General features: G+C 66.1%; 29 protein-coding genes. 10 read left to right on the top strand and 19 right to left on the bottom strand.

Going from position 1 to position 26,128, the window contains the following annotated elements:
- The first annotated feature begins 83 nt into the window (after positions 1–83).
- Together MRY80_RS21505 and MRY80_RS21500 are read left to right on the top strand one after the other, a co-directional pair.
- Positions 84–647: an outer membrane beta-barrel protein gene (locus MRY80_RS21505; protein WP_293293297.1), complete on the top strand. Its 564-nt coding sequence runs from the start codon at positions 84–86 to the stop codon at positions 645–647.
- A gap of 100 nt (positions 648–747) precedes the next feature.
- A complete protein-coding gene (locus MRY80_RS21500) occupies positions 748–1,326 on the top strand; it encodes a porin family protein (RefSeq protein WP_293293296.1) in 579 nt (192 codons plus the stop codon).
- Positions 1,327–1,378: 52 nt separating this feature from the next.
- Here MRY80_RS21500 and MRY80_RS21495 read toward each other — a convergent pair whose 3' ends face one another.
- Positions 1,379–2,377: an adenosine kinase gene (locus MRY80_RS21495; protein ID WP_293293295.1), complete on the bottom strand. Its 999-nt coding sequence runs from the start codon at positions 2,375–2,377 to the stop codon at positions 1,379–1,381.
- A gap of 114 nt (positions 2,378–2,491) precedes the next feature.
- Between MRY80_RS21495 and MRY80_RS21490 the strand changes: the two genes are divergently transcribed.
- Entirely contained in the window at positions 2,492–3,220 is a 729-nt protein-coding gene (locus tag MRY80_RS21490) for a sulfate transporter family protein (protein WP_293293294.1), read from the top strand.
- On the opposite strand, the gene nth is transcribed toward MRY80_RS21490, so the two are convergent.
- Positions 3,217–3,975, bottom strand: coding sequence for an endonuclease III (gene nth, locus MRY80_RS21485; RefSeq protein WP_293293293.1), 759 nt, complete (start codon positions 3,973–3,975; stop codon positions 3,217–3,219). The genes MRY80_RS21490 and nth overlap by 4 nt on opposite strands.
- A 22-nt stretch (positions 3,976–3,997) precedes the next feature.
- Between nth and MRY80_RS21480 the strand changes: the two genes are divergently transcribed.
- Entirely contained in the window at positions 3,998–4,504 is a 507-nt protein-coding gene (locus tag MRY80_RS21480) for a DUF2244 domain-containing protein (protein WP_293293292.1), read from the top strand.
- A gap of 12 nt (positions 4,505–4,516) precedes the next feature.
- Here MRY80_RS21480 and MRY80_RS21475 read toward each other — a convergent pair whose 3' ends face one another.
- The gene (locus MRY80_RS21475; RefSeq protein ID WP_293293291.1) at positions 4,517–4,852 is read right to left on the bottom strand and encodes a type II toxin-antitoxin system RelE/ParE family toxin; all 336 of its coding nucleotides are present in this window, start codon (positions 4,850–4,852) and stop codon (positions 4,517–4,519) included.
- Positions 4,849–5,088, bottom strand: coding sequence for a type II toxin-antitoxin system ParD family antitoxin (locus MRY80_RS21470; RefSeq protein ID WP_293293290.1), 240 nt, complete (start codon positions 5,086–5,088; stop codon positions 4,849–4,851). Before MRY80_RS21470 ends, MRY80_RS21475 begins: the two co-directional genes overlap by 4 nt.
- A 167-nt stretch (positions 5,089–5,255) precedes the next feature.
- On the opposite strand from MRY80_RS21470, the gene MRY80_RS21465 reads away from it, so the two are divergent.
- Positions 5,256–6,143, top strand: a complete 888-nt coding sequence (locus tag MRY80_RS21465; protein WP_293293289.1) for a bifunctional helix-turn-helix domain-containing protein/methylated-DNA--[protein]-cysteine S-methyltransferase — start codon at positions 5,256–5,258, stop codon at positions 6,141–6,143.
- A gap of 151 nt (positions 6,144–6,294) precedes the next feature.
- Positions 6,295–7,011: a hypothetical protein gene (locus MRY80_RS21460; protein ID WP_293293288.1), complete on the top strand. Its 717-nt coding sequence runs from the start codon at positions 6,295–6,297 to the stop codon at positions 7,009–7,011.
- Positions 7,012–7,212: 201 nt separating this feature from the next.
- Here the strand turns inward: MRY80_RS21460 and MRY80_RS21455 are convergent, their stop codons facing one another.
- A complete protein-coding gene (locus MRY80_RS21455) occupies positions 7,213–8,421 on the bottom strand; it encodes an alpha/beta fold hydrolase (protein WP_293293287.1) in 1,209 nt (402 codons plus the stop codon).
- A 145-nt stretch (positions 8,422–8,566) separates the two neighbouring features.
- Here MRY80_RS21455 and MRY80_RS21450 point away from each other — a divergent pair, with 145 nt between their 5' ends.
- Complete coding sequence (locus MRY80_RS21450) at positions 8,567–8,776, top strand: hypothetical protein (RefSeq protein WP_293293286.1); 210 nt, start codon at positions 8,567–8,569, stop codon at positions 8,774–8,776.
- On the opposite strand, the gene MRY80_RS21445 is transcribed toward MRY80_RS21450, so the two are convergent.
- The 8 genes from MRY80_RS21445 to MRY80_RS21410 all read right to left on the bottom strand — a co-directional run bounded on the left by MRY80_RS21445 (position 8,746) and on the right by MRY80_RS21410 (position 17,344).
- Entirely contained in the window at positions 8,746–9,390 is a 645-nt protein-coding gene (locus tag MRY80_RS21445; protein WP_293293285.1) for a LysE family transporter, read from the bottom strand. The genes MRY80_RS21450 and MRY80_RS21445 overlap by 31 nt on opposite strands.
- Before the next feature lie 14 nt (positions 9,391–9,404).
- Positions 9,405–10,046, bottom strand: coding sequence for a 2,3-bisphosphoglycerate-dependent phosphoglycerate mutase (locus MRY80_RS21440; protein WP_293293284.1), 642 nt, complete (start codon positions 10,044–10,046; stop codon positions 9,405–9,407).
- A gap of 30 nt (positions 10,047–10,076) precedes the next feature.
- Positions 10,077–10,892 carry a 4-hydroxy-tetrahydrodipicolinate reductase gene (gene dapB / locus MRY80_RS21435; RefSeq protein WP_293293283.1) on the bottom strand — a complete coding sequence of 272 codons (816 nt, stop codon included), beginning with the start codon at positions 10,890–10,892 and terminating at the stop codon, positions 10,077–10,079.
- Between the two features lie 13 nt (positions 10,893–10,905).
- Complete coding sequence (locus MRY80_RS21430; protein WP_293294185.1) at positions 10,906–12,723, bottom strand: ABC transporter ATP-binding protein; 1,818 nt, start codon at positions 12,721–12,723, stop codon at positions 10,906–10,908.
- A gap of 110 nt (positions 12,724–12,833) precedes the next feature.
- A complete protein-coding gene (locus tag MRY80_RS21425) occupies positions 12,834–13,865 on the bottom strand; it encodes a glucokinase (RefSeq protein WP_293293282.1) in 1,032 nt (343 codons plus the stop codon).
- Between the two features lie 30 nt (positions 13,866–13,895).
- The gene (locus MRY80_RS21420) at positions 13,896–14,279 is read right to left on the bottom strand and encodes a methylglyoxal synthase (protein WP_293293281.1); all 384 of its coding nucleotides are present in this window, start codon (positions 14,277–14,279) and stop codon (positions 13,896–13,898) included.
- A gap of 78 nt (positions 14,280–14,357) precedes the next feature.
- Positions 14,358–15,437, bottom strand: a complete 1,080-nt coding sequence (gene mepA, locus MRY80_RS21415) for a penicillin-insensitive murein endopeptidase (protein WP_293293280.1) — start codon at positions 15,435–15,437, stop codon at positions 14,358–14,360.
- 95 nt (positions 15,438–15,532) lie between these two features.
- Positions 15,533–17,344: a GtrA family protein gene (locus MRY80_RS21410; protein WP_293293279.1), complete on the bottom strand. Its 1,812-nt coding sequence runs from the start codon at positions 17,342–17,344 to the stop codon at positions 15,533–15,535.
- 90 nt (positions 17,345–17,434) lie between these two features.
- Here MRY80_RS21410 and MRY80_RS21405 point away from each other — a divergent pair, with 90 nt between their 5' ends.
- The 3 genes from MRY80_RS21405 to MRY80_RS21395 are packed head-to-tail and all read left to right on the top strand — an operon-like array spanning position 17,435 to position 20,058.
- Positions 17,435–18,475 (top strand): glycosyltransferase family 2 protein, encoded by a 1,041-nt coding sequence (locus tag MRY80_RS21405; protein ID WP_293293278.1) that lies wholly within the window; start codon positions 17,435–17,437, stop codon positions 18,473–18,475.
- Between the two features lie 29 nt (positions 18,476–18,504).
- Positions 18,505–18,885, top strand: a complete 381-nt coding sequence (locus MRY80_RS21400) for a GtrA family protein (RefSeq protein ID WP_293294183.1) — start codon at positions 18,505–18,507, stop codon at positions 18,883–18,885.
- 39 nt (positions 18,886–18,924) lie between these two features.
- Positions 18,925–20,058: a zinc metalloprotease HtpX gene (locus tag MRY80_RS21395; protein WP_293293277.1), complete on the top strand. Its 1,134-nt coding sequence runs from the start codon at positions 18,925–18,927 to the stop codon at positions 20,056–20,058.
- 35 nt (positions 20,059–20,093) lie between these two features.
- On the opposite strand, the gene MRY80_RS21390 is transcribed toward MRY80_RS21395, so the two are convergent.
- The 6 genes from MRY80_RS21390 to MRY80_RS21365 all read right to left on the bottom strand — a co-directional run bounded on the left by MRY80_RS21390 (position 20,094) and on the right by MRY80_RS21365 (position 26,100).
- Positions 20,094–21,080, bottom strand: coding sequence for a Gfo/Idh/MocA family oxidoreductase (locus MRY80_RS21390; RefSeq protein WP_293293276.1), 987 nt, complete (start codon positions 21,078–21,080; stop codon positions 20,094–20,096).
- A 33-nt stretch (positions 21,081–21,113) separates the two neighbouring features.
- Positions 21,114–21,692 carry a nucleotidyltransferase family protein gene (locus tag MRY80_RS21385; RefSeq protein ID WP_293293275.1) on the bottom strand — a complete coding sequence of 193 codons (579 nt, stop codon included), beginning with the start codon at positions 21,690–21,692 and terminating at the stop codon, positions 21,114–21,116.
- A gap of 74 nt (positions 21,693–21,766) precedes the next feature.
- Entirely contained in the window at positions 21,767–22,132 is a 366-nt protein-coding gene (locus MRY80_RS21380) for a DUF1304 domain-containing protein (protein ID WP_293293274.1), read from the bottom strand.
- 61 nt (positions 22,133–22,193) lie between these two features.
- The gene (gene pheT, locus MRY80_RS21375; protein ID WP_293293273.1) at positions 22,194–24,599 is read right to left on the bottom strand and encodes a phenylalanine--tRNA ligase subunit beta; all 2,406 of its coding nucleotides are present in this window, start codon (positions 24,597–24,599) and stop codon (positions 22,194–22,196) included.
- A 13-nt stretch (positions 24,600–24,612) separates the two neighbouring features.
- Entirely contained in the window at positions 24,613–25,698 is a 1,086-nt protein-coding gene (gene pheS / locus MRY80_RS21370; RefSeq protein WP_293293272.1) for a phenylalanine--tRNA ligase subunit alpha, read from the bottom strand.
- 117 nt (positions 25,699–25,815) lie between these two features.
- Complete coding sequence (locus tag MRY80_RS21365) at positions 25,816–26,100, bottom strand: hypothetical protein (RefSeq protein ID WP_293293271.1); 285 nt, start codon at positions 26,098–26,100, stop codon at positions 25,816–25,818.
- Between the last annotated feature and the right edge of the window lie 28 nt (positions 26,101–26,128).

The raw sequence follows: 26,128 nt of genomic DNA, 5'->3' as shown, positions 1-26,128 counted from the left end.
AAATCGCCGTCTGCCAGAAGGGCGCCCGAGAGGCGCCCTTTTTTGTTGGCGCGACCCCAACGACACGCAGCGGAGACCGCACCATGTTCGCCACCAAACTCATCGCCACCGTCGCCACGCTCGCCGCCCTTGGCGGTGTCGCGCGGGCCGACGAGGCCTCCAACCTCTTCGCCCCGGTCGCGATGACGCAGGACTGGGAGGGCTTCTATGCCGGCGTCCAGCTCGGCGGCGGGACCTTCGAGACCTCCGGCGGCAGCAGCGACACGGCGGCGCTGGGCGGCGCGCATGCGGGCTATCTGTGGCAGACCGGCCGTTTCGTCTTCGGGCCGGAATTCGACGTGAACGCCAGCGGCTGGGCGATCGGCGGCACGCATATGGACGCGACGGCGAGCGCGAAGCTGCGGGCCGGCGTGGCCTTCGACCGCACCCTGGTGACCGGCTCGGTCGGCTATGCCCACAAATGGGCGTCGGCCGGCCCGCTCTCGTTCGACGCGGGCGGCCTGGCGCTCGGCGCGGGCATCGATTTCGCCGCGACCGACCGCGTGATCGTCGGCGCCGACTACACCTATACGGACATCGACGATTTCGGCTTTTCGGACACCAACTCGCACTCGGTGCGGGCCCGGCTGAGCTTCAGGTTCGACTGATCGGAAAAAAGCCGCGGCGTTAACCACGTTGCTTCACGGTTCGGGAATAAAATTTAACTAAATCTGTATCCATCGCTTAACCATAGCCATGGAGCTACCGATGAAAACGACCCTGCTTCTGGCGGCCACACTCGCAACCGCCATGCTGAGCGGCGCAGCCAATGCCGCCGACACCACCTATTACGATCCGGCCCCGCAGCCGGCCTACACGCCGCAGCCGCAGATGTCGGCCACGACCGACTGGAGCGGGCTCTATGCCGGCGCGCAGCTCGGCGGCGGCACAGTCGACGTCGACGGCGTCGGCGACGACACGGCGATCGTCGGCGGCGTGCATGCCGGCTACCTCTTCCAGCGCGGTTCCTTCGTGGTGGGTCCCGAAGTCGACATCGACATGACCGGCTGGGACGTCGGCGGCACCGACGTCGACGCGGTCGCCCATGCCAAGCTGCGGGCCGGCGTCGCCGCCGACCGACTGCTTGTCACCGGTTCCGTCGGCTACGGCCACATGTGGGCCGACGGCGAGAGCGACGGCGGCCTGACGGCCGGCGCCGGCGTCGATTACGCGATCACCGACCATGTGACGGGCGGCGCCGACTATCTCTACACGGATATCGAGACCTCCGGTCCGGACGTCACGTCCCACACCATCCGCACGCGGCTCGGCTACAAGTTCAACTGACCCGCAGAGCAGAACCTCCGGGAAGGGGCCGCGCAAGCGGCCCTTTTTCGTTTCAGCCCCGGATCAGGCCCGCATCGATGCCGGCCTGGCGCAGCGAGACCTGCGGGCGCGGGCCGATCTGCTGGATGATGACCGCGGCTGCGAGCGAGCCGAGGCGGGCGCATTCCTCAAGCGCGAAGCCGTTGGTGTAGCCGTAGAGGAAGCCGGCGGCGTAGAGGTCGCCCGCGCCGGTGGTGTCGACCAGCGTGTCGATCGCGTGGGCGGAGACGCTGGCGGTCTGGCTGGCGTCCATGGCGACCGACCCCTTTTCCGACCGTGTCACGATGGCCAGCTTGCAGTCGGTGCGCATCGCGGTCAGCGCGGTCTCGAAATCCGCCGTCTGGTAGAGCGATTTCGCCTCGTCCTCGTTGGCGAAGACGATGTCGACCGTGCCCGACCGCATCAGCTCCAGGAACTCGTCGCGGTAGCGATCGACGCAGAACGGATCGGACAGCGTCATCGACATCTGGCGGCCGTTCGCATGGGCGATCTCGGCCGCCTTGCGGATGGCTTCCTTGGCGCGCGGCGGATCCCACAGATAACCCTCGAAGAAGGTCACCTTGGAGGCGGCGACCTTGTCTTCCTCGATGTCTTCCGGCCCCAGCTCCACGCAGGCGCCGAGATAGGTGTTCATCGACCGCTCGCCGTCCGGCGTGACGAAGATCATCGAGCGCGCCGTCGGCGGCGTGTCCGTCAGCGGACGGGTGTCGAAGGCGACGCCCTGGGCGCGGATGTCGTGGCGATAGATGCCGCCGAGATGGTCGTCGCAGACCTTGCCGAAGAAGGCCGCGGTGCCGCCGAAACTGGCGAGACCGGCCGCGGTGTTGCCGGCCGAGCCGCCCGACGTCTCCACCGCCGGCCCCATGCGATCGTAGAGCAGTTCGGCGCGGTCGGCGTCGATGAGGTTCATGGCCCCCTTGATGATGTTGTTTTCATGCAGAAAATCGTCTTCGGCACGGGCGATGATATCGACAATGGCGTTGCCGATGCAAAGGACGTCGAATTCGGACATGTCTTCCCCGGTTACTGGCTCCCCGGCGTTTAGCGGCTGCCGGTGCGCTTGAGAAGGGCGCGAAACGAAAAGCCGCACCTTGCGCCGCGGCGAAACCGTCGCCATCTCACCCCCATGATCTTCGACGCCACCCTCAAAGCGCTGCGCTCCATGCCCGACCCGGCGATGCGCGGCGTGTTCTGGAAAACGCTCGGCCTGACCATCCTGGCGCTCGTCGCCGCCTGGTTCGCCATCTCGTCCGGCTTCACCGAACTGGCCCTGCCCTGGGTCTCCGATTTCTTCCAGCTCGACTACGAACTGCCGAAATGGACCGGCTGGCTTTCCTTCTTCGCGCTGGTGACGGCCGGTCTGGGGCTGGCCGTCGGGCTCGCCTTCCTGCTCGGCCCCGTCTCGGCGCTGATCGCCGGCCTGTTCCTCGACGATGCGGCCGAAAGCCTGGAGCGCAGCGACTATCCCGACGATCCGCCCGGCACGGCGATGCGCATCGGCGAGAGCATCGTCCTGTCGGTGAAATTCGCCGGCATCGTCATCCTCGGCAACATCGTGGCGCTGATCCTGCTCCTGGTGCCGGGCGTCAACCTCGTCGCCTTCTTCGTCGTCAACGGCTACCTGCTCGGCCGGGAATTCTTCCAGTTCGCCGCGCGGCGCTTCGGCCCGGAGGACTATGCCCGCATGCTGCGCGCGCGCTACGGCATGACGATCTTCGGCGCGGGGCTGGTGATCGCGGCCTTCCTGGCGATCCCGATCGTCAACATCCTGACGCCCCTGTTCGGCGCGGCGCTGATGGTGCACCTGCACAAGTCGATCGCCGCGCGCGAGGCGAGCCGCGCCCGCAGGGTCTAGCCGATCACCTGCGCCGGCAGCTCGACCAGCGGGGCGGGCACGTCGCAGGTCTTCTCCTTCGACTTGCAGATGTCGGCGATGACGCAGGCCTCGCAATCGGGCTTGCGCGCCTTGCAGCAATAGCGCCCGTGCAGGATCAGCCAGTGGTGGGCGTGGAAGAGATAGTCCTCGGGGATCACGCGCATCAGCCCCGCCTCCACCTCGTCCGGCGTCTTGCCCGGGGCAAGGCCGATGCGGTTGGCGATGCGGAAGATATGGGTGTCGACCGCCATGGTCGGAATGCCGAAGGCCATCGACATGACGACGTTTGCGGTCTTGCGGCCGACGCCCGGCAGGGTCACCAGTTCCTCGCGCGTCTTCGGCACCTCGCCGCCGAACTCGTCGACCAGCTTTTGCGACAGCGCGATCACGTTCTTCGCCTTGTTGCGCCACAGGCCGATGGTGCGGATGTGCTCGCCGACCTTCTCCTCGCCCAGCGCCAGCATCTTTTCCGGCGTGTCGGCGATCGCGAACAGGTCCTTCGTCGCGCGGTTGACGCCGGCGTCGGTGGCCTGCGCCGACAGCGCCACGGCGACGACCAGCGTGTAGGGGTTCACATGGGCCAGTTCGCCCTTCGGCTCCGGCCGCTGGATCGAGAACCGCCGGAAGATCTCGCGCAGCTCGTCCTTCGAATAGCGGGTGGGCGAGGCCCGGCGCTTGCGCGGCTTCGGCCTGACCGCCGGAGCTGCGGCATTTTTGGACTTTGGCTTTTGCATCCGTCCCCTATAATCACCCCTCATGACCGAGACAACGCATGAACATGGCGCGCCGGAAGACCACGCGGAACAGCCGCTGTTCAACGCGCTCCTGACCCCGCATCGCTCGCTGTCGCGCAACGGCTTCACGATCCTGATGATCCTGAGCGGCGGCGTCCTGTTCGTGCAGGGCTTCTTCTTCCTGGTCACCGGCGCCTGGCCGATCGCCACCTTTCTCGGCCTCGACATGGCGGCGCTCTATCTCGCCTTCTGGTTCAACTATCGTGCCGCGCGGGCGCGCGAAGAGGTGCGCGTCTCGCGCCGGGAACTGCTGATCCGCAAGGTCAATCCGCGCGGACAGGCGACCGATCATCGCTACAATCCGTTCTGGGCGCGCTTCCAGGTCGACCGGCACGAGGAAATCGGCATCACCGCCATGCGGGTGTCCGGCGAAGGCCGAACGACCCCGGTCGGTGCCTTCCTCAATCCCGACGACCGCGAGAGCTTCGCCGACGCGTTCGGCCACGCGCTGGCGACCGCGAAGCGGTAGGCCGCGCCAGGTTCAGGACGTGCCGTCGTCGTTCAGGCCGGCGCGAGGATCGTGGTCGGCGAACAGGCCGCCCGTGTCGCGCGATCCGTGCAGAACGCGCAGGATGGCGACCTCGCCTCGCCACTCCATGTAGAAGATCACATGCGCAACATGGGGGAGGCTGCGCAGATCGCTTCCCAGTTCGGGGCGCGACCGTCCCATGTGCGGGTTGCGGCCGATGTGCCCGAAGGTCTCGAACAGTTCCTGGAGATAGCGTGCCGCCTGCTCCGGCCCCCATGTTTCCTCGGAATAGAGGTAGATGTCCTGGAGATCCTCCTCCGCATCCAGCGAGAGGACGTAACCGCTCACGCGGCCGGCTTCCGGCTCTTCGCTTTCTCGATGATATCCTCTGGTCCCGCCCGGCTGACCCGCCCCGCTTCAACGGACTCGCGGCCGCGGCGAAGATCCGCCTGCAGCGCTTCCAGCTTGATCAGGTGCTCCTGCTGCCGGCGCAAGGCGTCGCGGACAACCTCGCTTGCATTGTTGAACAGGCCGGATTCAACCTGTTCGGCGACGTAGCGCTCCCACGCCTTGCCGAGTGACACATTCATTTCACGGCCTCGCGGTCATCACAGTTCGACCAATGATAACAACAAATAGCATTGGATGCTATTTTTCCCACTGATGGGCGCTGACGGCCTGTGATCCTCGGGCAAGAATCGGGTGGCGGGCGCGTCCTTGTCGTGGTGAATTCCGGCAAAAGGAACACGCCATGACCCTTGCCGCACAACCGCAGACCGTGCTGACCGACGAGATCACAACCGGGGCCGATTACGAGATCGTGCGCCGGGTGATCGAGACGATTTCCGAAAACTATCGCGACCAGCCCTCTCTGGAGGCGCTCGCCGCCTCCGTCGGCATGACGCCGACGGCGTTGCAGAAGCTGTTCACGCGCTGGGCCGGCCTGTCGCCCAAGGGGTTTCTGCAGGCCGTGACGCTGGACCATGCGCGCCGGCTCCTGGCCAGCGACCTGCCGCTGCTCGACACGGCCTATGAGCTGGGGTTGTCCGGGCCGGGGCGTCTGCACGATCTGTTCGTGACGCATGAGGCGCTTTCGCCGGGCGAGTTCAAGGCGAAGGGCGAGGGGCTGACTCTGCGCTACGGCTTCCATGTCTGCCCGTTCGGGCTGGCGCTGGTGATGGTGACCGATCGCGGCCTCGCGGGCCTCGCCTTCTGCGACCCCGGCGGCGAGCGGGACGCGCTGGCCGACATGCAGGGCCGCTGGCCGAGGGCCACCTATCTGGAGGATCTCGCCGCGACCGCGCCCTATGCGGCCCGCGTCTTCGACCCGGCCAACTGGCGCGCCGACCGGCCGCTGAAGGTCGTGCTGATCGGCACGGATTTCCAGGTCTCGGTGTGGAACGCGCTCCTGAAGATCCCGATGGGCAAGGCGCTCGCCTATTCCGACCTCGCCCGCGAGATCGGCCGCCCGGACGCGCCGCGCGCGGTGGGCGCGGCGGTCGGCGCGAACCCGATCTCCTTCGTCGTGCCGTGCCATCGCGCGGTCGGCAAGACCGGCGCGCTGACCGGCTATCACTGGGGCCTGACGCGCAAGAAGGCCATTCTTGGCTGGGAAGCGGGGCAGCTTCATCCAAGCTAAATCGTTAGCGTTACAATTCTAATGCAATTCTCGATACACTATTCTCAAACAAACGCGTTATCAGAGTGCCCAAAAATTACTATATTTTTTTGAATATTTCCGTATTGTAGGCTTCAAACTCGAGACTGCACAGGCAGGATGGAAACTTGCGATGTTTGGCTTTGGTAGCGAACTTCGAATAAAAGCTACAGATGTCTTGTTCGGAATTGTATTTGGTGCAATCGGCTTTTTATCAGGTACTGTGGTCGATTTCCTAGGAATCAAGCAGGACTTTGAGCGGTTTTCACATGACCAAAATATTTATCATGCAAATAGAATGCTCCGAGAAGCGGAGATCTCAGTAAAACTGACGACTGATCTCATCGGAGACGACCGACAGAGAAAGCAAATTGCTATCGAGACAATCAAAATTGCAGTGCCAACACTGGGCGGCAAACTGTTACCTCTCATCGCTGAGGACGGCAGTGGAATCGAGGTACAACAGGCCGATAATGCACTTTCCGAGCAAAGGCAGCGCCTAGCGAATGGCTTGTTCGATCAGCAAAAGGCGAACCGGGAGAACGCATTTTTTTCCATTTCGGAAGGATGGACCCAAGACACTCAGATTGTCAGAGTTATGTTGCAGACGATCGGCCGCTACGACGGATCGAATTTATGGCCGATTTTGAACGGCGATAGGAACGAATGGCTATTCGAAACCGGAGTCCTGAACATCTTTAATGTTCTGGGACGATTTCCACACGATGTCTTGATCCCGAACAAAGCAGAAATTTGTGCTGCGACCAATGAACAGAAATCGAACGGCGATCAGACCCGCACCGCGGCCGAGTATCTCGAAACTATAGTCGGCGGCTGCCGATCAACATGATCGATGCCAATTCACGCAACTTTCTGCACTGACGTTTGGGATACCGCTGAGTAAAAGCTCGCTGCGAGGCAATAGAATCTATTACATGTTTCGGTCCGGTGGAACACGCATCGTAGCATTCAGGTCGCTCTATCCATTTTTGGCCCGCTAGTTTCAGCGTGTTGGTAAATGCGCGGAAAGACAAGTTAATGCCGTAGGGGCCTATGCCCCGACTCTTCCGCCCCCGACAAACCGGTCGATCTCGTCGAACACCACCGGAAAGGCCTTTTCCTGCGGCAGGATGACGTGGTTGCGGCTTTCCAACATCAGGAATTCCGCGCCCGGAATGTGCGGCGCCAGCATCCGGCCCTGCTCGAAGGGCTGAACGCCGTCGTCGCGGGCGTGGACGACCAGCGTCGGCACCGCGATGTCGCCGACGAGGCCGGAGACGTCGAAACCGTCGATGGCGGCGCGCAGCGCGGCGGCGTTTTCCGGCGACGTCGTCTGACGCTGCAGGTCGACGAGCGACAGGATCTGCTCCTGCGTGCCGTCCGGAACGAACATCGTCGCAAAGGCGTCGATGAAGGGACTGCCGCGCTTGCCCCAGCCATGGCGGATGAGCGTGAGGATCGCCTCGGCCTGGTCGCGCTCGCTTTGCGATCCGCGCACCAGGCGGCCCTGCTCGAAGCCGCCCTGCAGCACCAGGTGGCTCAGCCTGCCCGGATGGCGGTGGGCATAGGCGATGGCGACCGGCACGCCTTGCGACGAGGCGTAGAGCGCGAAGCGGTCGACGCCGGCGGCCTCGACCACCGCCTCCAGGTCCTCGACGAAGCGATCGATGGAGAAATCGGACACCGCCCAGTCCGACAGGCCGTTGCCGCGCTGGTCGTAGCGCACGACCCGGTAGCGGGCGTTCAGCCTGTCGAGGAGCGGCCGCCAGATCGGGCTGTGCCAGTCATGCTCCAGGTGGGTGAGCCAGTGGCCCGCCTTGACGAGGGGATAGCCCTCACCGCTGGTCGCAAAGGCGATCTGCGTGCCGTCGGCGGACCTGCAGAAGGCGACACGCTGTCGCCGGGCCTCGTCGGTCGGGGGCTGCGCTGCCGGTGAGGGCGCCGGGGTGCCGTCGGTCTCGACCGCGCCGACGAAGCGAAAGCCGCGGCGCGGGACCGTGCGGATCCATTCCTGGCGCGTGCCGTCGTCGCCGAGCGCCGATCGCGCCGCGCTGATGCGGGCGCTGACCGCCGAATTGGAGACGATCCGTCCATTCCAGACCGCGGCGATAAGATCGTCCAGCGAGACGACGCGGTCCCGTTCCCGCACGAGACAGGCGATCAGGTCGAAGACCTGCGGTTCGATCGCGCACGGCTCGCCGTCCGCGTGCAACTCACGCGTTTCCTCGACCAGTTTGAAGCGGCCAAACCGATAGCGCATGACCTGCCTATATCATTCGCCCCCATGCGGCCGCCATCCGGCGCGGGAAAAACAAGCAAAAGACAAGGAAAGGGCAAGGCGCCGGTCAAGCGCCGGGAAGCGCGCGTCGACATGCTGGCGTCAATAGACACGCAGGAGACCCGTCATGGAAGACGCGACCGACTTTCCCATTCGCCGGCGAACCGACGGTTCGATCGACACGCAGTTCTACGCCGGGAGGGCCAGCCGGCTGCATAGCGACAGCTTCGCCGTCGCGGTGGCCCGGCTTGCCGCATGGTTTCGCGGTCGAACGGGCGCGCCGACGGCGGTCCCGGCGCATTCGGATCAGCTGGCGATCAGGCGCAGGCCGGCATAGCCGAAGACGGCGGCCAGAACGCCCTCAATGGCGCGGCGCAGCTTCAGATATTGCCGCATCATGATCCGGCTGGCGAAGATCAGCGCGTAGCCCTGGAAGATGACGATGCCGAGCAGGAAGCATCCCGCCACGGTCGCGGCCAGCACGGCGCCGTTGCCGCCGTCGGCCTGCGTGACGCTGACGATCGCGATCCAGGAGAGAACCGCCTTCGGATTGGTCAGATGCAGGAGCGCGCCCCGGCGATATTGCAGCCACAGCGGCGCGGACGTCATCGCGGCGGGCAGGGTTTTCGCGTCTGCGGCCAGCATCGAGCGCAGCGATTTCCATGCGAGCCACAGCAGATAGAGACCGCCGGCCAGCTTCAGGACGACGAGGCCGAAGGCGAAGGCCTGCAGCCAGGCGCTCAGGCCGACCGCGGCGAGGAAGGCCCAGGTCATCGAGCCGGTCAGCACGCCGGCGGCGAACGCCATGCCCGCCTTGCGCCCGGCCGCCATCGACGTCGCCATGATCCCGAGCACCGCCGGCCCGGGGCTCGCGGCCGCCATGACGAAGGCGGCAAAGACCAGCGCCATGTGCGGCCAGTGCTGCTGCAGGAGGGCGAAGAGGCCGTCCATGCCCGTCGGCGCGCTCAGTGCGCGCCGGACATGTCGCCCAGGATCTCCTTGGAGGCGACGGTGGAATCGGCGTTGAGCTTGTAGACCATCGGCACCCCGGTCGCGAGGTTCAGCTTGGTGATCTCATCGTTTGACAGCCGGTCGAGGATCTTGACCATGGCGCGCAGCGAATTGCCGTGGGCGGCGATCAGCACCTTCTCGCCGCGCAGCACCCGCGGCAGGATCTCGGTCATGTAATAGGGCCAGACGCGCGCGCCGGTGTCCTTCAGGCTCTCGCCGTCGTCGCCGGGCGGCGGCACGTCGTAGGAGCGGCGCCAGACATGCACCTGCTCCTCGCCCCACTTGGCGCGGGCGTCGTCCTTGTTGAGGCCGGCAAGATCGCCGTAATTGCGCTCGTTGAGCGCCTGGTCGTGAATCGTCTCCAGATCGGACTGGCCGATGCCGTCGAGGATGATCTGGCAGGTGCGTTCGGCGCGCGTCAGGACCGAGGTGAAGGCGATGTCGAAGGTGATGCCGTAATCCTTGATCGCCTGCGCGCCCTGCTCGGCCTCCTGCACGCCCAATTCGGTCAGGTCGGGATCGCGCCATCCCGTGAAGAGATTGAGCTTGTTCCACTCGCTTTGGCCGTGACGGACGAGAACCATGGTGCCGGACATCGAATACTCCCTCGGTCGGATCGGTTGGTGTTAGCTGGTGAGCCCCAGCACATCATGCATGGAATAGAGGCCGGGCGCACGGTCCTTCGCCCACAGCGCCGCCTTGACCGCGCCGCGCGCGAAGATCATGCGGTCCTCGGCATGGTGGGAAATCGTCACCCGCTCGCCTGGCCCGGCCAGGATGACGGAGTGGTCGCCCACCACGGAGCCGCCGCGCAAGGTCGCAAAGCCGATCGACCCGGCCTCGCGCGGGCCGGTGTGCCCGTCGCGCACGCGCACGGAATTCCCGGCGAGATCGATGCCGCGGCCCTTGGCGGCCGCCTTGCCGAGCAGAAGCGCGGTGCCGGACGGCGCGTCGACCTTGTGGCGATGGTGCATTTCGAGGACTTCGAGGTCCCAGTCGGCCGCCTCCAGCGCGCGGGCGGCCTGTTCGACCAGCACCGAGAGCAGGATGACGCCCATGCTCATGTTGCCCGACTTGACGACGGCTGTCCTGTTCGCCGCCTCCGCGACGACGGCGTCGTCGTCCGCCGACATGCCGGTCGTGCCGATGACATGGGCGATGCCGTTGGCGGCGGCGAATTCGGCGACGGCGCGCGTGGCGGCCGGCGCGGTGAAATCGAGGACGGCGTCGGCGCCGGCAAAGGCCTCCTCCATCGTCGCCGCCACGGTGACGCCATTGGGTTCCAGCCCGGCGAGCACGCCGCAATCGGCGCCGATCTGCGGCGAGCCGGCGCGTTCCAGCGCGCCGGAGAGCACCGCGTTCTCGCTCTCGTCGATCGCCCGGATGAGGTTGCGGCCCATGCGGCCCCCGGCGCCGATGACGGCTATGCGCATCGTAGACATGATGTCCTCTCTCTCACTCTTGTGCCGGCGTCTCGGCGGCGCGGCCGCGGTTCTGGCTCGACAGCAGGTCCGGCGCGCGGTCGCCCTGCAGGGCGTAGAACCGTGCATAGACCCCGTCGGGGCGCGCGATCAATGACGCGTGATTGCCTTCCTCCACGACCCGGCCGGCTTCCATGACGATGATCTTGTCGGCGTCGACCACGGTGGAGAGGCGGTGGGCGATGACGATGGTGGTCCGCCCCTGCATCACCTTTTCCAGCGCGTCCTGGACGAGCTTTTCGGAATCGTTGTCCAGCGCCGAGGTCGCCTCGTCGAGCAGAAGGATCGGCGCGTTGCGGACGATGGCGCGGGCGATCGACAGGCGCTGGCGCTGGCCGCCCGACAGGGTGACGCCGTTCTCGCCGACCGGCGTGTCGTAGCCGCCGGGCTGTTCGAGGATGAAGGATTCGGCATTGGCGAGGCGCGCCGCCTCCTCGATCTCGGCGTCGGTCGCGTCGGCGCGGCCGTAGCGGATGTTGTCGCGGATCGTGCCCTCGAACAGGTAGGGCTGCTGCGAGACATAGGCGATGTTGGCGCGCAGCGACGCCTTGGCGACGCCGCGAATGTCCTGGTCGTCGATCAGCACCGCCCCGCCGACCGGGTCGTAGAAGCGCTGCAGAAGCGCGATGACGGTGGACTTGCCCGCCCCCGACGCGCCGACGATCGCCGTGGTGCGGCCCGCCTCGGCGGAAAAGGAGAGTTCGCGCAGCACCGGTACGCCTTCCTGATAGGCGAAATCGACGCGATCGAAGACGATGCGGCCCTGCGTGACGGCCAGCGGCCCGGCGCCGGGCGCGTCGTCCTGCTGCACTTCCATGTCGAGCAGTTCGTAGATCATGCGCGCATTGACCATGGCGCGCTCCAGATTGACCTGCAGCCGCGCCAGCCGGCGGGCCGGGTCATAGGCCAGCAGCAGCGCGGCGATGAAGGCCATGACGCTGCCCGGCGGCTCGTCGAACGCGACCGCGCGATAGCCGCCATAGGCGACGACGCCGGCAATCGCCATCCCGGCCAGCGCCTCGGTCAGGGGCGTCATGCGCTGCGAGATGCGCGCAAGCTTGTTGGAGCGTTCGAAGGCCTCCTCGATCACGCCGGAGATCCGCCGCGACAGCTGGTCCTCCATGGTGAAGGCCTTGACCACCGTGATGCCCTGGGCGACCTCCTGCATGGTGCCGATGACGCGGGCGTTGAGCAGCACCGTGTCGCGCACGACGCTGCGGATGCGCCGCGAGATGTAGACGACCGACAGGATCAGCGGCGGCGCGATCAGGAGCGACATCAGCGACAGGAACCAGTCCTGGATGACCATCACGCCGATCAGGCCGATCAGCGAGAGGAAGTCGCGGGCGAGCGACGTGACCGTCAGGTTGAGGACGTCGCGGATGGCGGCGATGTTCTCGTTGATGCGCGCGGCCAGTTCGCCGGACCGCGAGGCGGTGAAGAAGCTGACGCCGAGGCCCATCAGCTTTTCGAAGATGCGCTTCTGGTACCGCGCGACGATGTCGTTGCCGATCCGGGCGAGCAGCACCGACTGGGTGTAGCTGGCGATCCCGCGAATGACGAAGGCGGCCAGGACGCTGAGGCTGATCACGGGGATCAGGTCGCTGCGGCGGTGATAGAAGATCTCGTTGACGACGTCGCGCAGGATCCAGGCCGAGAAGGCCGTGGTCAGCGCCACGAGAACGAGGCAGACGATGGCGACCGCATAGGCGCGCACATAGCGTCGGGCATTCTCGGAGACGATGCGCCGGATCAGGGCATAGGCGCCCGGCGTCTGTTCAGGCGCGGCCATGCGTTCGGTATTCAAGGGTCGGTCCGCCTGCTGGGTTCGAAATCGCGGCAGCTATACATGACGCCAAAGCGAAATGGTACCACGGCGGCGCCGGCAAATGCGCCGCCGCCTCAGTCCTTGCGCCACCAGCGCCCGGTGGTGTCGACGCCGAAGCGCGCCGGCATGCGGGCGAAGGCCGACAGGCCCTCCAGCGGCGCCTGGTCGTGGGTGATCACGAAGACCGCCGTCTGCTCCAGCAGGTGGCGATGCGGCTCCTTGTTGTCGAAGGCGGCGCGGAAGCGCGGCGCGTGCAACAGGGGCAGGATCTTCTGTGTGATGCCGCCGGTCAGGTAGATGCCGCCGCGCGCCATGAAGACGAGCGCCATGTCGCCGGCGACGCGCGCCAGATATTCGAGGAAGAGCTGGACGGTCTCCACGGCCATCGTGTCGCTGCCGTCGAGCGCCGCCTGGGTCACCTCCTCGGGCTTCGTCAGGAGGGGGCTCCGCCCGTCGGCGGCGGCAACGGCGCGATAGAGATTGACCAGGCCGCGGCCGCACAGGATCTGCTCGCCCGAGACCCGGCCGCCGATGGTTTCCACATGCGGGAAGATCTCGTAGTCGCGCTCGGTGCGCGGTCCGAGATCGACATGGCCGCCCTCGCCGGCAACCGGGATCCAGGTGTTGGATCCGTGCACGATGCCGGCCACGCCGAGGCCGGTTCCGGGGCCGATGACGACGCGGTTCGCGTAGTCCATGCGTTCACCGCCGCCGACCGGCTTCAGATGGGTCGCGTCGAGCGCGACGACGGCCAGCGCCTGCGCCTCGTAATCGTTCATGACGAGGACGTCGGTGAAGCCGAGATCGCCGATCAGCGTCTTCGGGCGCACCACCCAGTGGCAGTTGGTCAGGTCGATCTCGTCACCGTCCGTCGGGCCGGCGACGGCCAGGACGGCCGACCGCGGCACGATCGACGTCTTGTCGAGAACGGTCGTCTGCACCGCTTCGTCGAGCGTCTTGTAATCGGCGGTCTTGATGGGGGGAAATCGCTTCGGCTCGGCGTTGGAATCCACCACGATGGCGAAACGCGCATTGGTGCCGCCGATGTCGGCGATCAGAACCGGGAAGGGCATTCTCACTTCTGCTTCGGGATGGCCGTTGGTCATGCGCCTCTCCTTGATCCAGTTTGCGGGGCGTCAGACCCGGGGCAAGGACGCGAGCAGCATGCTCGCCGACCTCCGGTTTAACGCGATGGGGATGTCGTAGACAATGGCCAGCCGCATGAGCGCCTTGACGTCGACGTCGTGCGGCATCGGCGTCAGCGGGTCGACGAAGAAGACCACCGCCTCGATCTGCCCCTCCGCGATCATCGCGCCGATCTGCTGATCGCCGCCGAGAGGGCCGCTTTTCTTGCGGGTGATCGACAGGCCGGGACAGGCTTCCGAAACGCGGCTCCCGGTGGTGCCCGTCGCCACGAGCTCGTATTTGGCGAATGCCGCCTCATGCTCGCGCACGAAGGCGACGAGATCGTCCTTCTTCTGGTCGTGGGCGATCAGTGCGACCGTGCGCGTCGTGCTCATGGCGATGTTCGGCGGGATGTTAAATCGTTTGAAACTGCATAATCGAAATGCATCGGCGATGAAAGCCCCTATCGGCGGTCAGCCCGCGCCCTTCGGCTTGACCGCGGGGATCGGAACGATGATCGGGACGTTGTTCTTCGGGACCGTCGGCGCCTTGACGGCGACGGCGGTCGCGCGCGCAAGCTGCGGATCGTAGCCGGCCGTGAAGGTGACGAGCGATTCGTCGGCAGGCGCACGGTCTCCCAGCACGACGGCACAGGATTTGGGCAGGTCGTTCAGCGTGACGACGCGCGGCTTGGCCGGCTTGGTGCCCGGCTTCGGATCCGCCGGGGCCCATGGCTCGTCGGTGAACCACCAGGCCAGCGACTTGCCGCAGCCATTGCCGGAGCCGGTCGATTGCTGCGGCTTGCAGTTGGGCGAGTCGTCCGGGCAGAAGACGCGGACGTGGAAATGATAGTGGTGGCCGTAATAGGGCCTCAGCTTGTTCATCCAGACGTCGTTGGCGCGCGAGCCGCCATAGAGGTCGCACATCTTCTTCTTGATGCCCGGATGGATGAAGATGCGCTGCACCTCGTCATAGGAGGCGGCGCGGCGCAACAGCCTGCCATGGGCGTCGGTCCATTTCTTCGGATCGACCTCCAGCGAGTCCTTCTTGAGAAGCGACGTGGCGCTGAGATTGGCGCGTTCCTCGCGCGACAGGCGGCGATCCGGCATCGGCGTGAGCCAGATGTCCGCGTCGAGCCCGACCTGGTGGGAGGCATGGCCGGACAGCATCGGGCCGCCGCGCGGCTGCGAAATGTCGCCGAGCAGCAGGCCGGGCCAGCCGTCCTGCACTGCGTCGCGCGACAGGCGCTCGAGCAGGGCGATCAGCTTGGGATGGCCCCAGCGGCGGTTGCGTTCCAGCCGCATGGCCTGCCATGTCGGCCCGTCGACCGGTATCGCGACGGCGCCGGCGATGCAGCCCTTCGAATAGAAGCCGTGGGACGCGGGTTTCTCGACGGAGGGCAGCGGAACCCTGCCGAACAGCTCCTTGGCCGCCGTCTGGGCGGATGCGGGCGCCGTTCCGGCGGCAAGCGCCACCGTGCCGGCCACAAGGGCGACCCGTCCTGCCGATGACAGGACCGCCTGAGCGAAATGCAATGCGGACGCAAGGACCATGGCCGCGACGCCTTTCTGTTTGTGCCCCACCGCCTCGGGGCCGACTCTAGACTGATTTGCCCGACCGACCAAGGGCGTTCCCGCCTCGACGGACCTCAAGGCAGCACGCGGTAGAGCACCAGCGGCTCGCCCACGGTCGCGACAACCGGTTCCAGCCAGGTCGGCAAGGAAGGGCCGCGCAGCGCCGCCTGCAGGCCGTTCGGCGCGGCGGCGATGAAATCGAAACCGTCCGCGCCCTTCAGGCAATCGGCGATCAGCGTGACGCCGTTCGCGGCGAGCATCGCGCGCGCTTCGGCCGGGGGCGCCAGCATGGCGTCGATCAGCAGCAGATTGCCGGCCGTGTTGCGGTGATACGGCCCGGCGACGGCGCGGTGTTGCGTGTGAAGCAGGACACTGGCGCCGATGTCGGTCGCGCCGAGGACCACGCCCGCCGGCTCGGCGGCAAGCGGCGCGTAGAGATCGGCCGTGTAGCAATAGTCGCGCGGCGACGCCGCGGCGATCTGCTGCTGCACGGTGGGCGCGGCGGTGAACAGGCCGGCCGCCGTCGCGCCGGCCATCCACCACAGGAGGTTGATCGAGATCGCCCAGGCGGCGGCGAGGCCGAGGATCCGGGCCGCGCCCGGACGTTCGGGCATGGCGGCGCGCAGGCGACCGACGAGAAAGCCGAGCGGCAGGACCGCGAAGGCCGTCGCGAAGGTGAAGCCGCGCTGCTGCCAGGCGGTCACGGCCAGGCCCATGGCCAGGAAGGCGGCGAAGACGACCGCCTCGCCGCGACGCTCCGGCGCGCGCAGCGCGGTCGCGACCGCGACGGCGAAGGCGCAGGCGGGCATCGCGAAGAGGCCGATCAGCGCGAAGCGGTCGCTCGCCCAGAGATCGGCGAAGGAGCGTGTTTCGACGACGCCTTCCAGCCAGAAGGTCTTGAGGCGTGGATCGAGGCCCGCCAGCGGATTGGCGAGGCAATGGGGAAAGGCGAGCGCGACCAGCGCCACGACGCCCGCGCCGAGCGCGCCGATGGCGATCCAGCGCGCGGCCGGCGATCGCGCGAGGGTGGCGCCGGCGAGGCCGAGACCGCCGGCGGACGCCACGACGAGGTGGAAGGCCGAATAGGCGTCGCAGGCGCTGTCGGACCAGTTTCCCGGGGCGACTGTGGCCGCAAAGATCGCGCCGGCCGTGCCGGCAACGGCGAGACCGAAGGCGCGGGCGGCAGCCGGCGCGGCGGCGTCGGTCGCAAACCGCAGCGCCACGACGAGGCCGGCCAGCGCGACATAGGGCAGCACCTCCATGCCGATGGCGAGCATCGCCACGGCGACGAAGCCCGCCCAGCCATGGGCGGCGACGGGCCGGTCTCCCGGCAGCAGCAGCACCATCAGCCACAAGGCCAGCGCGATCTGGATGTTGTGGTGATCGAGCGCGCCCGGCGCGAAGGCGCCGGTCGTCCACAGCGCGATCGCGCCGATGATCGCGACGGGCATGCGACATGCCGCGTGGCCGGTGCGCAGGCAGCCCCGCATCAGCGCCAGCATGGCGACGAACAGCGTCAGCGCCGGCCAGAGGAGCCGGGCCGCCGCCTCGCCGGATGCCGCCTCGCCCGTCAGCGCCGTTGCGGCCATGACGATCGCCGCGATCGGCGCGTCGACCAGGCGCGACCAGTGCATCGGCGTGCCGCCGTCGAGGCCGAGCCGGTACTGGGCGAGGTCGAACCAGCTCTGCCCGCCGAGAAGGTCGCGCACCTCGACCATGCGCAGGAGATCGTCGGAATTGGGAATGCCGGCGGCCGTCGAGCCGGAAAGCCCGATCGCCGTGACGATCAGGGTCGCCACGAGCGCCGCCGCGACGCCCGCGAAACGGCTGGGCGGCGCGATCGCGGCGCGAGGGGCTGTCTCGCCCAACCCGGAAAGGAAGGTCATCGGCAGGTCGTCCAGGGCAAAAAACTCCCGCTAAACCTAATCTTAAGCCGATCAAGAAATGGTAAAGCGCAAACGCTGCGAGATCGCCCCATGCCTGATCACACGCCATTTGAGACGCCCGACATCGCGGTCATCCTGCCCTGCTACAACGAGGGGCTGACGATCGGCGACGTGGTGAAACGCTTCCAGGAAGCGCTGCCCACGGCGCGCGTCTTCGTGTTCGACAACAATTCGACCGACGCCACCGCGATCACCGCCCGCCTCGCCGGCGCGACGGTCGTGCGCGAGCGGCGGCAGGGCAAGGGCCACGTCGTGCGCCGGATGTTCGCCGACATCGACGCCGACATATACGTAATGGCCGACGGCGACAGCACCTATGCGCCGGAAGACGCGCCGCAGCTGATCGCGACGCTTCTGAGCGAGCGTGTCGACATGGTGGTTGGTATCCGTTCAGGGGTGACCGAGGACGCAGGCCGGGCGGGACACGCCTTCGGCAACAAGCTGTTCAACCGGCTCTATCAGCAGATTTTCGGACGTGATTTCACCGACATCCTGTCAGGTTATCGCGTCTTCACCCGGCGTTTCGTGAAAAGCTTCCCGGCGATCTCGCACGGGTTCGAGATCGAGACGGAGATGTCGGTGCACGCCGGCCTCCTGAAGCTGCCGGTCGCCGAAGTGGAGCTTGATTATGGGCGTCGGCCGGTGGGGTCGGCGTCGAAGTTGTCGACGTTGCGCGACGGCATGAAGATCCTGATGATGTTCGCGCGGCTGATGAAGGAGACGCAGCCGTTCCGCTTCTACGGCCTTATCGCCGCCGGCCTGTTTGCGGCCAGCGTGTTCTTCATGGCCCCGCCGATCTACGAGTATCTGACGACAGGGCTCGTCAGCCGCGTACCGACCTGGATCGGCGCGATCGGCATTCTGACGCTGTCGGCGTTGATGCTGGTGACCGGGCTGGTGCTCGATTCGGTCGCCGCCGGTCGTGTGGAACAGATGCGCATGGCCTATCTGAACCAGCCGCCACATCGCGGCGAAGCCGGCCGAATGACCGGTCGACGCGGCACGGCAACCGGTGTATCCAGCTCACGGCGCAAGCCGCAACGGCGCGTCGAGGAAACCACGACTGGCTGACGATGAGGCTCCCCGTTTCGAAAGCGCTGATCACGCGGCTGGCGAGCTTCGCCGTCGCCGGAGGATCGGGCTTCGTCGTTGACGCGACCGTGCTGACGCTGCTCATGAAGCTGACGCCTCTGGGACCGTATTCGGCGCGCATCTTCGCCATCGCGGCGGCGATGATGACCACTTTCCTGATCAACCGTACCGTGACTTTCGGCAAGAGCGGCCGGCATGTGGTGCATGAAGGGGCGCGCTACGGCTTCGTCGCGTTGATCGGCGCGGGGCTGAACTACGCCATCTATTCAGCCCTGATTCTGGCTGCGCCGGGCGTCATTACGCCGCTGATGGCGCTGGTGATCGCGGTCGGCGTGGTGACGGTGTTTTCCTATCTCGGCTATTCGCGCTTCGTCTTCAACCGCGCCTGACGACTCCAAGTCGGCCCACCGGATCCCCATATAGGGGCCATGACACGTCTGTTCTTCCACGACGATCACATTATCCACCGCCAGCACCGGGCGCTGAACTCGCTGCATACCTGGCTCCTGGCCGGGGGAAGCCTTCTGCTGCTCGCGGTGACGGCCTGGGCGATCGCCGGGCTGATGGGCCTCGCCTATGCCCTGATCTTCGGTGCGATAACGCTGGCGGCGGCACGGCGCATCTCGCCGGCGATGGTCTTGCGCATGTACAAGGCGCAGCCCGTGACACCGCAGAATTTCCCGGCCGGATACCGGCTGATCCGGGAACTGGCCGCCCGGGCCGAACTGCCCGCGACGCCGAAGCTCTATGTCGTGCCGTCGAAGATGATGAACGCCTTCGCGGTCGGGCGGCGCGAGGATTCCGCCATCGCGGTTACCGATGCGCTCTTGCGCAATCTCAGCCTGCGCGAACTGGCCGGCGTCCTGGCCCACGAAACCACCCATGTCGTCAATGAGGACATCAAGGTGATGTCGCTTGCCGACATGGTGTCGCGGATGACGTCGGCGCTGTCCTCGATCGGCATGGTGGCGATCCTGTTCAACATTTCCGGCTTTTTCGGACAGATCCCCTGGCTCGGCATTGTTGCGATGATCGCCTCGCCGACGACTGGCGGATTGCTGCAACTGGCCCTGTCGCGCACGCGCGAATTCGACGCCGATTACGGCGCGGCGCTGCTGACAGGCGATCCGGATGGGTTGTCCTCGGCCCTGGTGAAGCTGGAGCGGGCACAGGGGCGCCGCTGGGAGGGCATGGTGCTGCCGGGCGGCCGCATCCCCGACCCGTCGATGCTGCGCAGCCATCCGCCAACGGAGGAACGCATCGCGCGGCTCGAAGCCCTGAAAGGCGCGCTACGGCATCAGCCGCCGCTTGCCGAGATCGGCGGCGACACACGCTATCATCCACAGCGCGGCGCTTCGCCGGTTCCGCAGATCCGGCTCGGCAGGCGCGACCGCAAACGCTTCGACCATTGGGCAGCGCTTGCCGGCGACATCCCGGCACGCGATCCCATGATGGACGATGCCGCCAGCAGGGAGCCGGCGTCTTCGGAAAGCCTCAACCCGTGGGAAAAGCACGGCAAGGGACCGCGCATCCGCATTCGCCACGGCGGCGTGTGGTGGTAGTTTTCCCGACGACCCAAGGGCCAGTGTGAAGTCGGCTAAACAGTCTCCCAATCTCCGCTCTCACCGGCGCGGAAGACCGCATCGATGAATTTCTGATTGGCAATCGAGTTGGCGAGATCGAAGACCGGCACGTCCTCGCCCTTTGCGCGGCGGGCGAATGCCTCGACCTCCAAACGATACTGACGCACGCCGTTGAAGCGAAACACCTGCGCTTCGGTGTGCCCGGCATTGTGCAGCGTGACATGGTCATGGTCGTAGAGGATCGAGTTGAACGGAGCATGCACCTCGATGACGCCCTTGTCGCCGTGGAAGACCATGAGCTGTCGCGCGGCCATCTGGGTGGAGCAGTAGAAGGCGAGTTCGAACCCGTCGAACCTGGCGCGAACATCGGCATAGATGTCCGTTCCGAAGACGGGATCGCGCTCCACCGTTGCTGACACCGAGAGCGGCTCCTTGCCGGTCGCGAAGCGCGTCGTCACAGTCGGATAAACGCCGATGTCCGGCAGGCCGCCGCCGCCGAGTTCGGGGATGTTGCGCATGTTGCCGGGATCGGTGTTGAAATAGGTGAAGGCGCCCTGCACCTGGCGGAGCCGACCTATGGCGCCGTCGGCAATCAACTCGCGCACCTTCGTCCACTGCGGATGATAGGTGACCATGAAAGCCTCGGAAATCAGCACACCCGTGCGGCGCTCGACCTCCAGCAGCGGCTCGATGTCGGCGGCTTTGAGCGCCAGCGGTTTTTCCACCAGCACATGCTTGCCGGCCTCCGCCGCGTTGACGGCCCATTCGACGTGCTGGGAGGTGGGCAGCGGGATGTAGACGCCATCGATCGTGTCGGAAGCCAGCATCGCCTCATAGGAGCCGAAGGCGTGCGGCGCGCCGAACCGGTCGGCAAGGGCACGCGCCTTGGCCTCGTCACGGCTGGCAATAGCGGCCAGAACGCCGTTATCGGCGTCGCAAATCGCCGGAATCACTTGCTCGCGGCCGATCTTGGCCGTCGACAACACTCCCCACCTGAACATGGCGCTCCTCCTGTAGTCTTGCCGGCAGTGTACTCACCACGGCTCGACTGTCACCTGCGGCCAGACCGATTTCGCGCGCTCGCCCTTTTCCTCGTGGGTTTCGCGATTGTCGAGAGCGCGGTTCGCGACGATCCGCATGGCGAAGATGTCGCCGAGACCGAAAGGTGCATGCACCGTAAGCGTGTCGTCCTGGTGCAGGCGGACACCGACGGCATGGGTCTTGGAGGCGAACCAGGAAAGCGCATGGGCACTGCTCCGATAGGTCGGACATGTGCGGCCGAAGCGTTTCTCGTACCAGAGATGGACACGGGCCTGGTTGCGGATCTCGACGGGAAGCGCAACGCCGGAGAAATGGTCCCTCGCCCGCCGGATGACAGCGTCCTCGGCCTCCCATGACAGGTCGCGCGGGTCGAAATAGAAGAGATCGACGTCCTTGATGCCATGACCCGGCGGCTGGCCGGTGAGCGCGTTCCAGACCGTGTTGTAGATCGCGCCGGAGACGATCATCCAGTCGGGCAGATCGAGCGCGCTCGCCCGTTCCAGCGCCGTCCAGACGACAGGATCGGCGCGCAGGATAGCTTCGAGTTCGTGATGCAGACGCTCGGGTTCCATCGCTCCACTTGGCTGCGATTCGTCCACTCAGGCAAGGCGATCCCGAGCGACGCCCGTCATTGGTCACGAATGGCTCACAGCACCCAGACGAGAACCAGGGCGACGAAAGCCGGAGCGGCCTGGACCCAGAGGATACGGCGCGAGAAGCTCATCGCGCCGTAGAGCCCCGCCAGGACGACGCAGGCCAGGAAGAATGTCGCGATCGATTTCGCAGCGTCCGGCGCACCGAACGGGGCAAGCGACCAAGCCAGGCCGGCGGCCAGAAAGCCGTTATAGAGGCCCTGATTGGCGGCCAGCACCTTGGTGGCGGCGGCGCGCTCGGGCGTGTTGCGAAACACCTTCATACCCTGCGGCTTGTCCCACAGGAACATCTCGAGGATGAGGAACAGGACATGCTCCAGCGCCACGACGGCGATCAAGGTTTGCGCGAGTGCAGACATGGCCTTCTCCCGTTTGCGGGAGAAGACTAGTCCTGAATTCAGGCAACCGGAAGCCGGCTGATCAGCCGCGCAACACGCCGCCTGCCTTTTCGACATTGGCGACGATCTTCGCCGACAGCGCTTCGAGATCCTCGTCCGTCAGCGTGCGGTCGGTCGGCTGGATGGACACTTCCAGCGCCACAGACTTCTTGCCCTCACCGAGCGACGCGCCTTCGAAGATGTCGAAGACACTGACATTGGTGATGAGCTTCTTGTCGGCGCCGGAGATGGCGCGCAGCAACGTCTGGGCGGCGACGTCCTTGTCGACGACAAAGGCGTAGTCGCGCCGGAGCATCTGGAAGGGCGAGAGCTCGAGCTTCGGCTTGGTACGCGTCGCCTTGCGCTTCGGCTCGGGGATCGCGTCGATGAAGACTTCGAAGCCGCACAACGCACCGGTGACGTCGAGCGCTTCCAGCACCTTCGGATGAAACTCGCCGAAATGGCCAAGCACGACCTTCGGGCCAAGCTTGATCACGCCGGAACGACCCGGATGGTACCAGTCTGGCGCGCCGCGCTCGATCTGCAGATTGGCGATCGGCGCACCGCAGGCTTCCAATGCGGCAAGCGCGTCGGCCTTGGCGTCGAAGACGCCGACAGGATCGCCGTTGCCCGCCCAGTGGCGACCGCCACCGGAGAGGGCGGCCGTTCCGCGGCGAAGTCCGCCGGCGACGCGGCGCTGCGCCTCGGGTGTATCGCCCTCATAGGTCGCGGCAACCTCGAACAGCGCGACATCGCCAACGCCCTGATCGGCATTGCGCTGTGCGGCGGCCAGCAGGCCGGGCAGCAACGAAGGGCGCATGTCGCTCATGTCGGCAGCGATGGGATTGGCGAGCTTCAGCGCCTTGCCGCCACCGCCGAACAATTCGGCATGCGCGGCCGGAATGAAGGACCAGGAGACCGATTCCATCATGCCGCGGACGGCGAGCGCGCGCTTGGCGAGGCGCGTCCTGATCTGCAGCGTGGTCAGGATCTTCGCGTTGACGGCGCCATGGCTCGGCAGAGGCTGCGGCTCGATGTTGTTCTCGCCATGGATGCGCATGACTTCCTCGACAAGGTCGGCCTTGCCCTCAACGTCGAGCAGACGCCAGGAAGGAACCGTGACGTCGATCTCGATGCCGGACCCTGACACGCCGAAGCCGAGGCGCTTGAAAATGTCGATCTGCTCCTCGGCCGGCACCTCGATGCCGACGAGACGATTCACCTCGGCGAAGGGGAAGGTGATCACTTTCGGCTCGTGCGGCTTGTAGCCGACGACTTCCGGTTCGGTCGGCGTGCCGCCGCAGAAGTCGAGCACCATCGCGGTCGCCAGTTCCATGCCGTCGATCATGAATTCCGGATCGACGCCGCGCTCGAAGCGATAGCGTGCATCGGTGATGATGCCGAGATCGCGGCCGGTGCGGGCGATGTTCATCGGATCCCACAGGGCGGATTCGATCAGCACGTCGGTGGTGTTCTCGTCGCAGCCCGAATGTTCGCCGCCCATGATGCCGGCGATGGATTCGACGCCGTTGTCGTCGGCGATGACGCACATTTCGGCGGTCAGCTCGTATTCGCGCTCGTCGAGAGCGAGGACCGTTTCGCCCTCCTTGGCGCGACGCACGACAAGATTGCCTGCGACCTTGGCTGCGTCGAAGACATGCAGCGGGCGGCCGCGATCCATCGTCACGTAGTTGGTGATGTCCACAAGCGCGCTGATCGGACGCAGGCCGATCGCGAGGAGGCGCTGCTGCATCCAGGCCGGCGACGGTCCGTTCTTGACGCCGCGGACCATGCGCAGGGCAAAGCCCGGGCAGAGGTCGGCGTCCTCGATGGTCACCTTGACCGGGCATGCGCCTTCACCCCCGGCCGGCCTGACCTCGGGGGTCTTCAGCGTGCCGAGGCCGGCGGCGGCGAGATCGCGGGCGATGCCGGAGACGCCTGCGCAATCGGCGCGGTCGGGCGTCAGCCCGATCTCGATGACCGGATCGTCCAGGCCGGCATAGGCGGCGAAGGGCGTGCCGACCGGCGCGTCTTCCGGCAAGTCGATGATGCCGGTATGGGCATCCGAGATCTGCAATTCACGCTCCGAACACATCATGCCGTGGCTTTCGACGCCGCGGATCTTGCCGACCGAGAGAGTGACGTCGATGCCGGGCACATAGGTTCCCGGTGCGGCGAAGGCGCCGACCAGGCCGGCGCGGGCGTTCGGCGCGCCGCAGACGACCTGAACCGGCTTGCCGTCGCCCGTATCGACGGACAACACACGCAGGCGGTCGGCGTCGGGATGCTGCTCGGCGGTCAGCACCCTGGCGATGACGAAGGGCTTGAAGACGGACTTGTCATCCACGGCCTCGACCTCGAGGCCGATCGCGGTCAGCTTCTCGACGATCTCGTCGAGCGAGGCGTCGGTGTCCAAATGGTCCTTCAACCAGGAGAGGGTGAATTTCATCGGTCAGATCTTTCTAGCTGCTCAGCCCGCCGAACAGGGTCGGCATGTCGAGCGGGCGGAAGCCGTAATGGGAAAGCCAGCGCGCATCGGCGCTGAAGAAGTCGCGCAGGTCCGGCATGCCGTATTTCAGCATGGCGATGCGGTCGATGCCCATGCCCCAGGCGAAACCCTGATACTCGTCCGGATCGAGCCCGCCGGAGCGCAGCACGTTGGGATGCACCATGCCGCAGCCGAGAATCTCCATCCAGTCGTCGCCCTCGCCGAAGCGCACCTCGCCGGGCTTGGACCGATCGCACTGGATGTCGACCTCGAAGCTCGGCTCGGTGAAGGGGAAGAAGGACGGGCGGAAGCGCATGTTGAGATGCTCGACCTCGAAGAAGGCCTTGCAGAACTCCTGCAACACCCATTTCAGATTGGCGACATTCGCCTGGCGGTCGATCACCAGCCCCTCGACCTGATGGAACATCGGCGAATGGGTGGCGTCGGAATCGCAACGATAGGTCTTGCCCGGAATGACGATGCGGATCGGCGGCTTCTGGTTTTCCATGGTACGGATCTGCACCGGCGAGGTGTGGGTGCGCAGAAGCTTGCGTGTGCCGTCCTCGCCCGGCTCGAAGAAGAAGGTGTCGTGCATCTCGCGCGCCGGATGGCCATCCGGGAAATTCAGCGCGGTGAAGTTGTAGTAGTCGGTCTCGATGTCCGGACCCTCGGCGATCGAGAAGCCCATGTCGGCGAAGATCGCGGTCAGTTCGTCGGTGACCTGGGTGATCGGATGGATGCGGCCGGTCTCCGCCGGTGCGGGACGCACGGGCAGGGTGACGTCGACCGTCTCGGTCGCCAGGCGGGCCTCGATCGCGGCGTCGCGCAGCTCGATCTTGCGGGCGGTGATCGCCTGCGTGACGCGGTCGCGCAGGCCGTTGATCGCCGGGCCCATGACCTGGCGTTCTTCCGGCGTCATCTTGCCGAGCGTCTTCAGCCGCTCCGACACCGAGCCCTTCTTGCCGATGGCGCCGACACGCACCGCCTCGATTGTCGCCTCGTCGGCGGCGGTGGCGATGTCGTCCATCAATTTGCGTTCAAGTGCGGCCAGTTCTTCCATTGGACTTCCTGCAGAAATAAGCGGGACGCGGTGTTCAGCCGCGTCCTTCGCCGTTGTCTTATTCAGGAATTCGCCGCAGGTCCACATCCCGGGCGCCTGAATGCGCCCGGCGATCGATCAGGCGCGTTTTTTCGAGATCATCGCCATAAAGGGAACCGCGCCGTCATGCTCGCGGAGCATGGCGCCCAGCGCGGTGACGACGGTTCCGGTCGCGTTCTTCATCGCGGCGTTGAGTTCGTAATCGACATGCTCGGTCAGAAGGACGTTGCGATCGACGCTTTCCCAGAAGGTGCGCAAGACCGTGGCCGGCGAATGTTTGAGCAGATCGCCGTCATACTCGAAATTGTAGCGGCCTTCGCCGCCCGTGTCGCCGTCAACGACGATCGCCGTGTAAGTCGTCATGCCCGCCTCCACCAGATGCGCCCTTGGC

It is taken from the genome of Oricola sp. (assembly GCF_022763245.1).
Classification (GTDB): Bacteria; Pseudomonadota; Alphaproteobacteria; order Rhizobiales; family Rhizobiaceae; genus Oricola.
The sequence above is the reverse complement of the archived record's forward strand: the minus strand, read 5'-3'. Positions and strand labels throughout refer to the sequence as shown.

Excerpts from the sequence above, each read along its gene's own strand:
- MRY80_RS21505 (WP_293293297.1), top strand. The coding sequence starts at position 84 with ATGTTCGCCACCAAACTCATCGCCACCGTCGCCACGCTCGCCGCCCTT.
- MRY80_RS21500 (WP_293293296.1), top strand. The coding sequence starts at position 748 with ATGAAAACGACCCTGCTTCTGGCGGCCACACTCGCAACCGCCATGCTG.
- MRY80_RS21495 (WP_293293295.1), bottom strand. The coding sequence starts at position 2,377 with ATGTCCGAATTCGACGTCCTTTGCATCGGCAACGCCATTGTCGATATC.
- MRY80_RS21490 (WP_293293294.1), top strand. The coding sequence starts at position 2,492 with ATGATCTTCGACGCCACCCTCAAAGCGCTGCGCTCCATGCCCGACCCG.
- nth (WP_293293293.1), bottom strand. The coding sequence starts at position 3,975 with ATGCAAAAGCCAAAGTCCAAAAATGCCGCAGCTCCGGCGGTCAGGCCG.
- MRY80_RS21480 (WP_293293292.1), top strand. The coding sequence starts at position 3,998 with ATGACCGAGACAACGCATGAACATGGCGCGCCGGAAGACCACGCGGAA.
- MRY80_RS21465 (WP_293293289.1), top strand. The coding sequence starts at position 5,256 with ATGACCCTTGCCGCACAACCGCAGACCGTGCTGACCGACGAGATCACA.
- MRY80_RS21460 (WP_293293288.1), top strand. The coding sequence starts at position 6,295 with ATGTTTGGCTTTGGTAGCGAACTTCGAATAAAAGCTACAGATGTCTTG.
- MRY80_RS21455 (WP_293293287.1), bottom strand. The coding sequence starts at position 8,421 with ATGCGCTATCGGTTTGGCCGCTTCAAACTGGTCGAGGAAACGCGTGAG.
- MRY80_RS21450 (WP_293293286.1), top strand. The coding sequence starts at position 8,567 with ATGGAAGACGCGACCGACTTTCCCATTCGCCGGCGAACCGACGGTTCG.
- MRY80_RS21445 (WP_293293285.1), bottom strand. The coding sequence starts at position 9,390 with ATGGACGGCCTCTTCGCCCTCCTGCAGCAGCACTGGCCGCACATGGCG.
- MRY80_RS21440 (WP_293293284.1), bottom strand. The coding sequence starts at position 10,046 with ATGTCCGGCACCATGGTTCTCGTCCGTCACGGCCAAAGCGAGTGGAAC.
- dapB (WP_293293283.1), bottom strand. The coding sequence starts at position 10,892 with ATGTCTACGATGCGCATAGCCGTCATCGGCGCCGGGGGCCGCATGGGC.
- MRY80_RS21430 (WP_293294185.1), bottom strand. The coding sequence starts at position 12,723 with ATGGCCGCGCCTGAACAGACGCCGGGCGCCTATGCCCTGATCCGGCGC.
- MRY80_RS21425 (WP_293293282.1), bottom strand. The coding sequence starts at position 13,865 with ATGACCAACGGCCATCCCGAAGCAGAAGTGAGAATGCCCTTCCCGGTT.
- MRY80_RS21420 (WP_293293281.1), bottom strand. The coding sequence starts at position 14,279 with ATGAGCACGACGCGCACGGTCGCACTGATCGCCCACGACCAGAAGAAG.
- mepA (WP_293293280.1), bottom strand. The coding sequence starts at position 15,437 with ATGGTCCTTGCGTCCGCATTGCATTTCGCTCAGGCGGTCCTGTCATCG.
- MRY80_RS21410 (WP_293293279.1), bottom strand. The coding sequence starts at position 17,344 with ATGACCTTCCTTTCCGGGTTGGGCGAGACAGCCCCTCGCGCCGCGATC.
- MRY80_RS21405 (WP_293293278.1), top strand. The coding sequence starts at position 17,435 with ATGCCTGATCACACGCCATTTGAGACGCCCGACATCGCGGTCATCCTG.
- MRY80_RS21395 (WP_293293277.1), top strand. The coding sequence starts at position 18,925 with ATGACACGTCTGTTCTTCCACGACGATCACATTATCCACCGCCAGCAC.
- MRY80_RS21390 (WP_293293276.1), bottom strand. The coding sequence starts at position 21,080 with ATGTTCAGGTGGGGAGTGTTGTCGACGGCCAAGATCGGCCGCGAGCAA.
- MRY80_RS21385 (WP_293293275.1), bottom strand. The coding sequence starts at position 21,692 with ATGGAACCCGAGCGTCTGCATCACGAACTCGAAGCTATCCTGCGCGCC.
- MRY80_RS21380 (WP_293293274.1), bottom strand. The coding sequence starts at position 22,132 with ATGTCTGCACTCGCGCAAACCTTGATCGCCGTCGTGGCGCTGGAGCAT.
- pheT (WP_293293273.1), bottom strand. The coding sequence starts at position 24,599 with ATGAAATTCACCCTCTCCTGGTTGAAGGACCATTTGGACACCGACGCC.
- pheS (WP_293293272.1), bottom strand. The coding sequence starts at position 25,698 with ATGGAAGAACTGGCCGCACTTGAACGCAAATTGATGGACGACATCGCC.
- MRY80_RS21365 (WP_293293271.1), bottom strand. The coding sequence starts at position 26,100 with ATGACGACTTACACGGCGATCGTCGTTGACGGCGACACGGGCGGCGAA.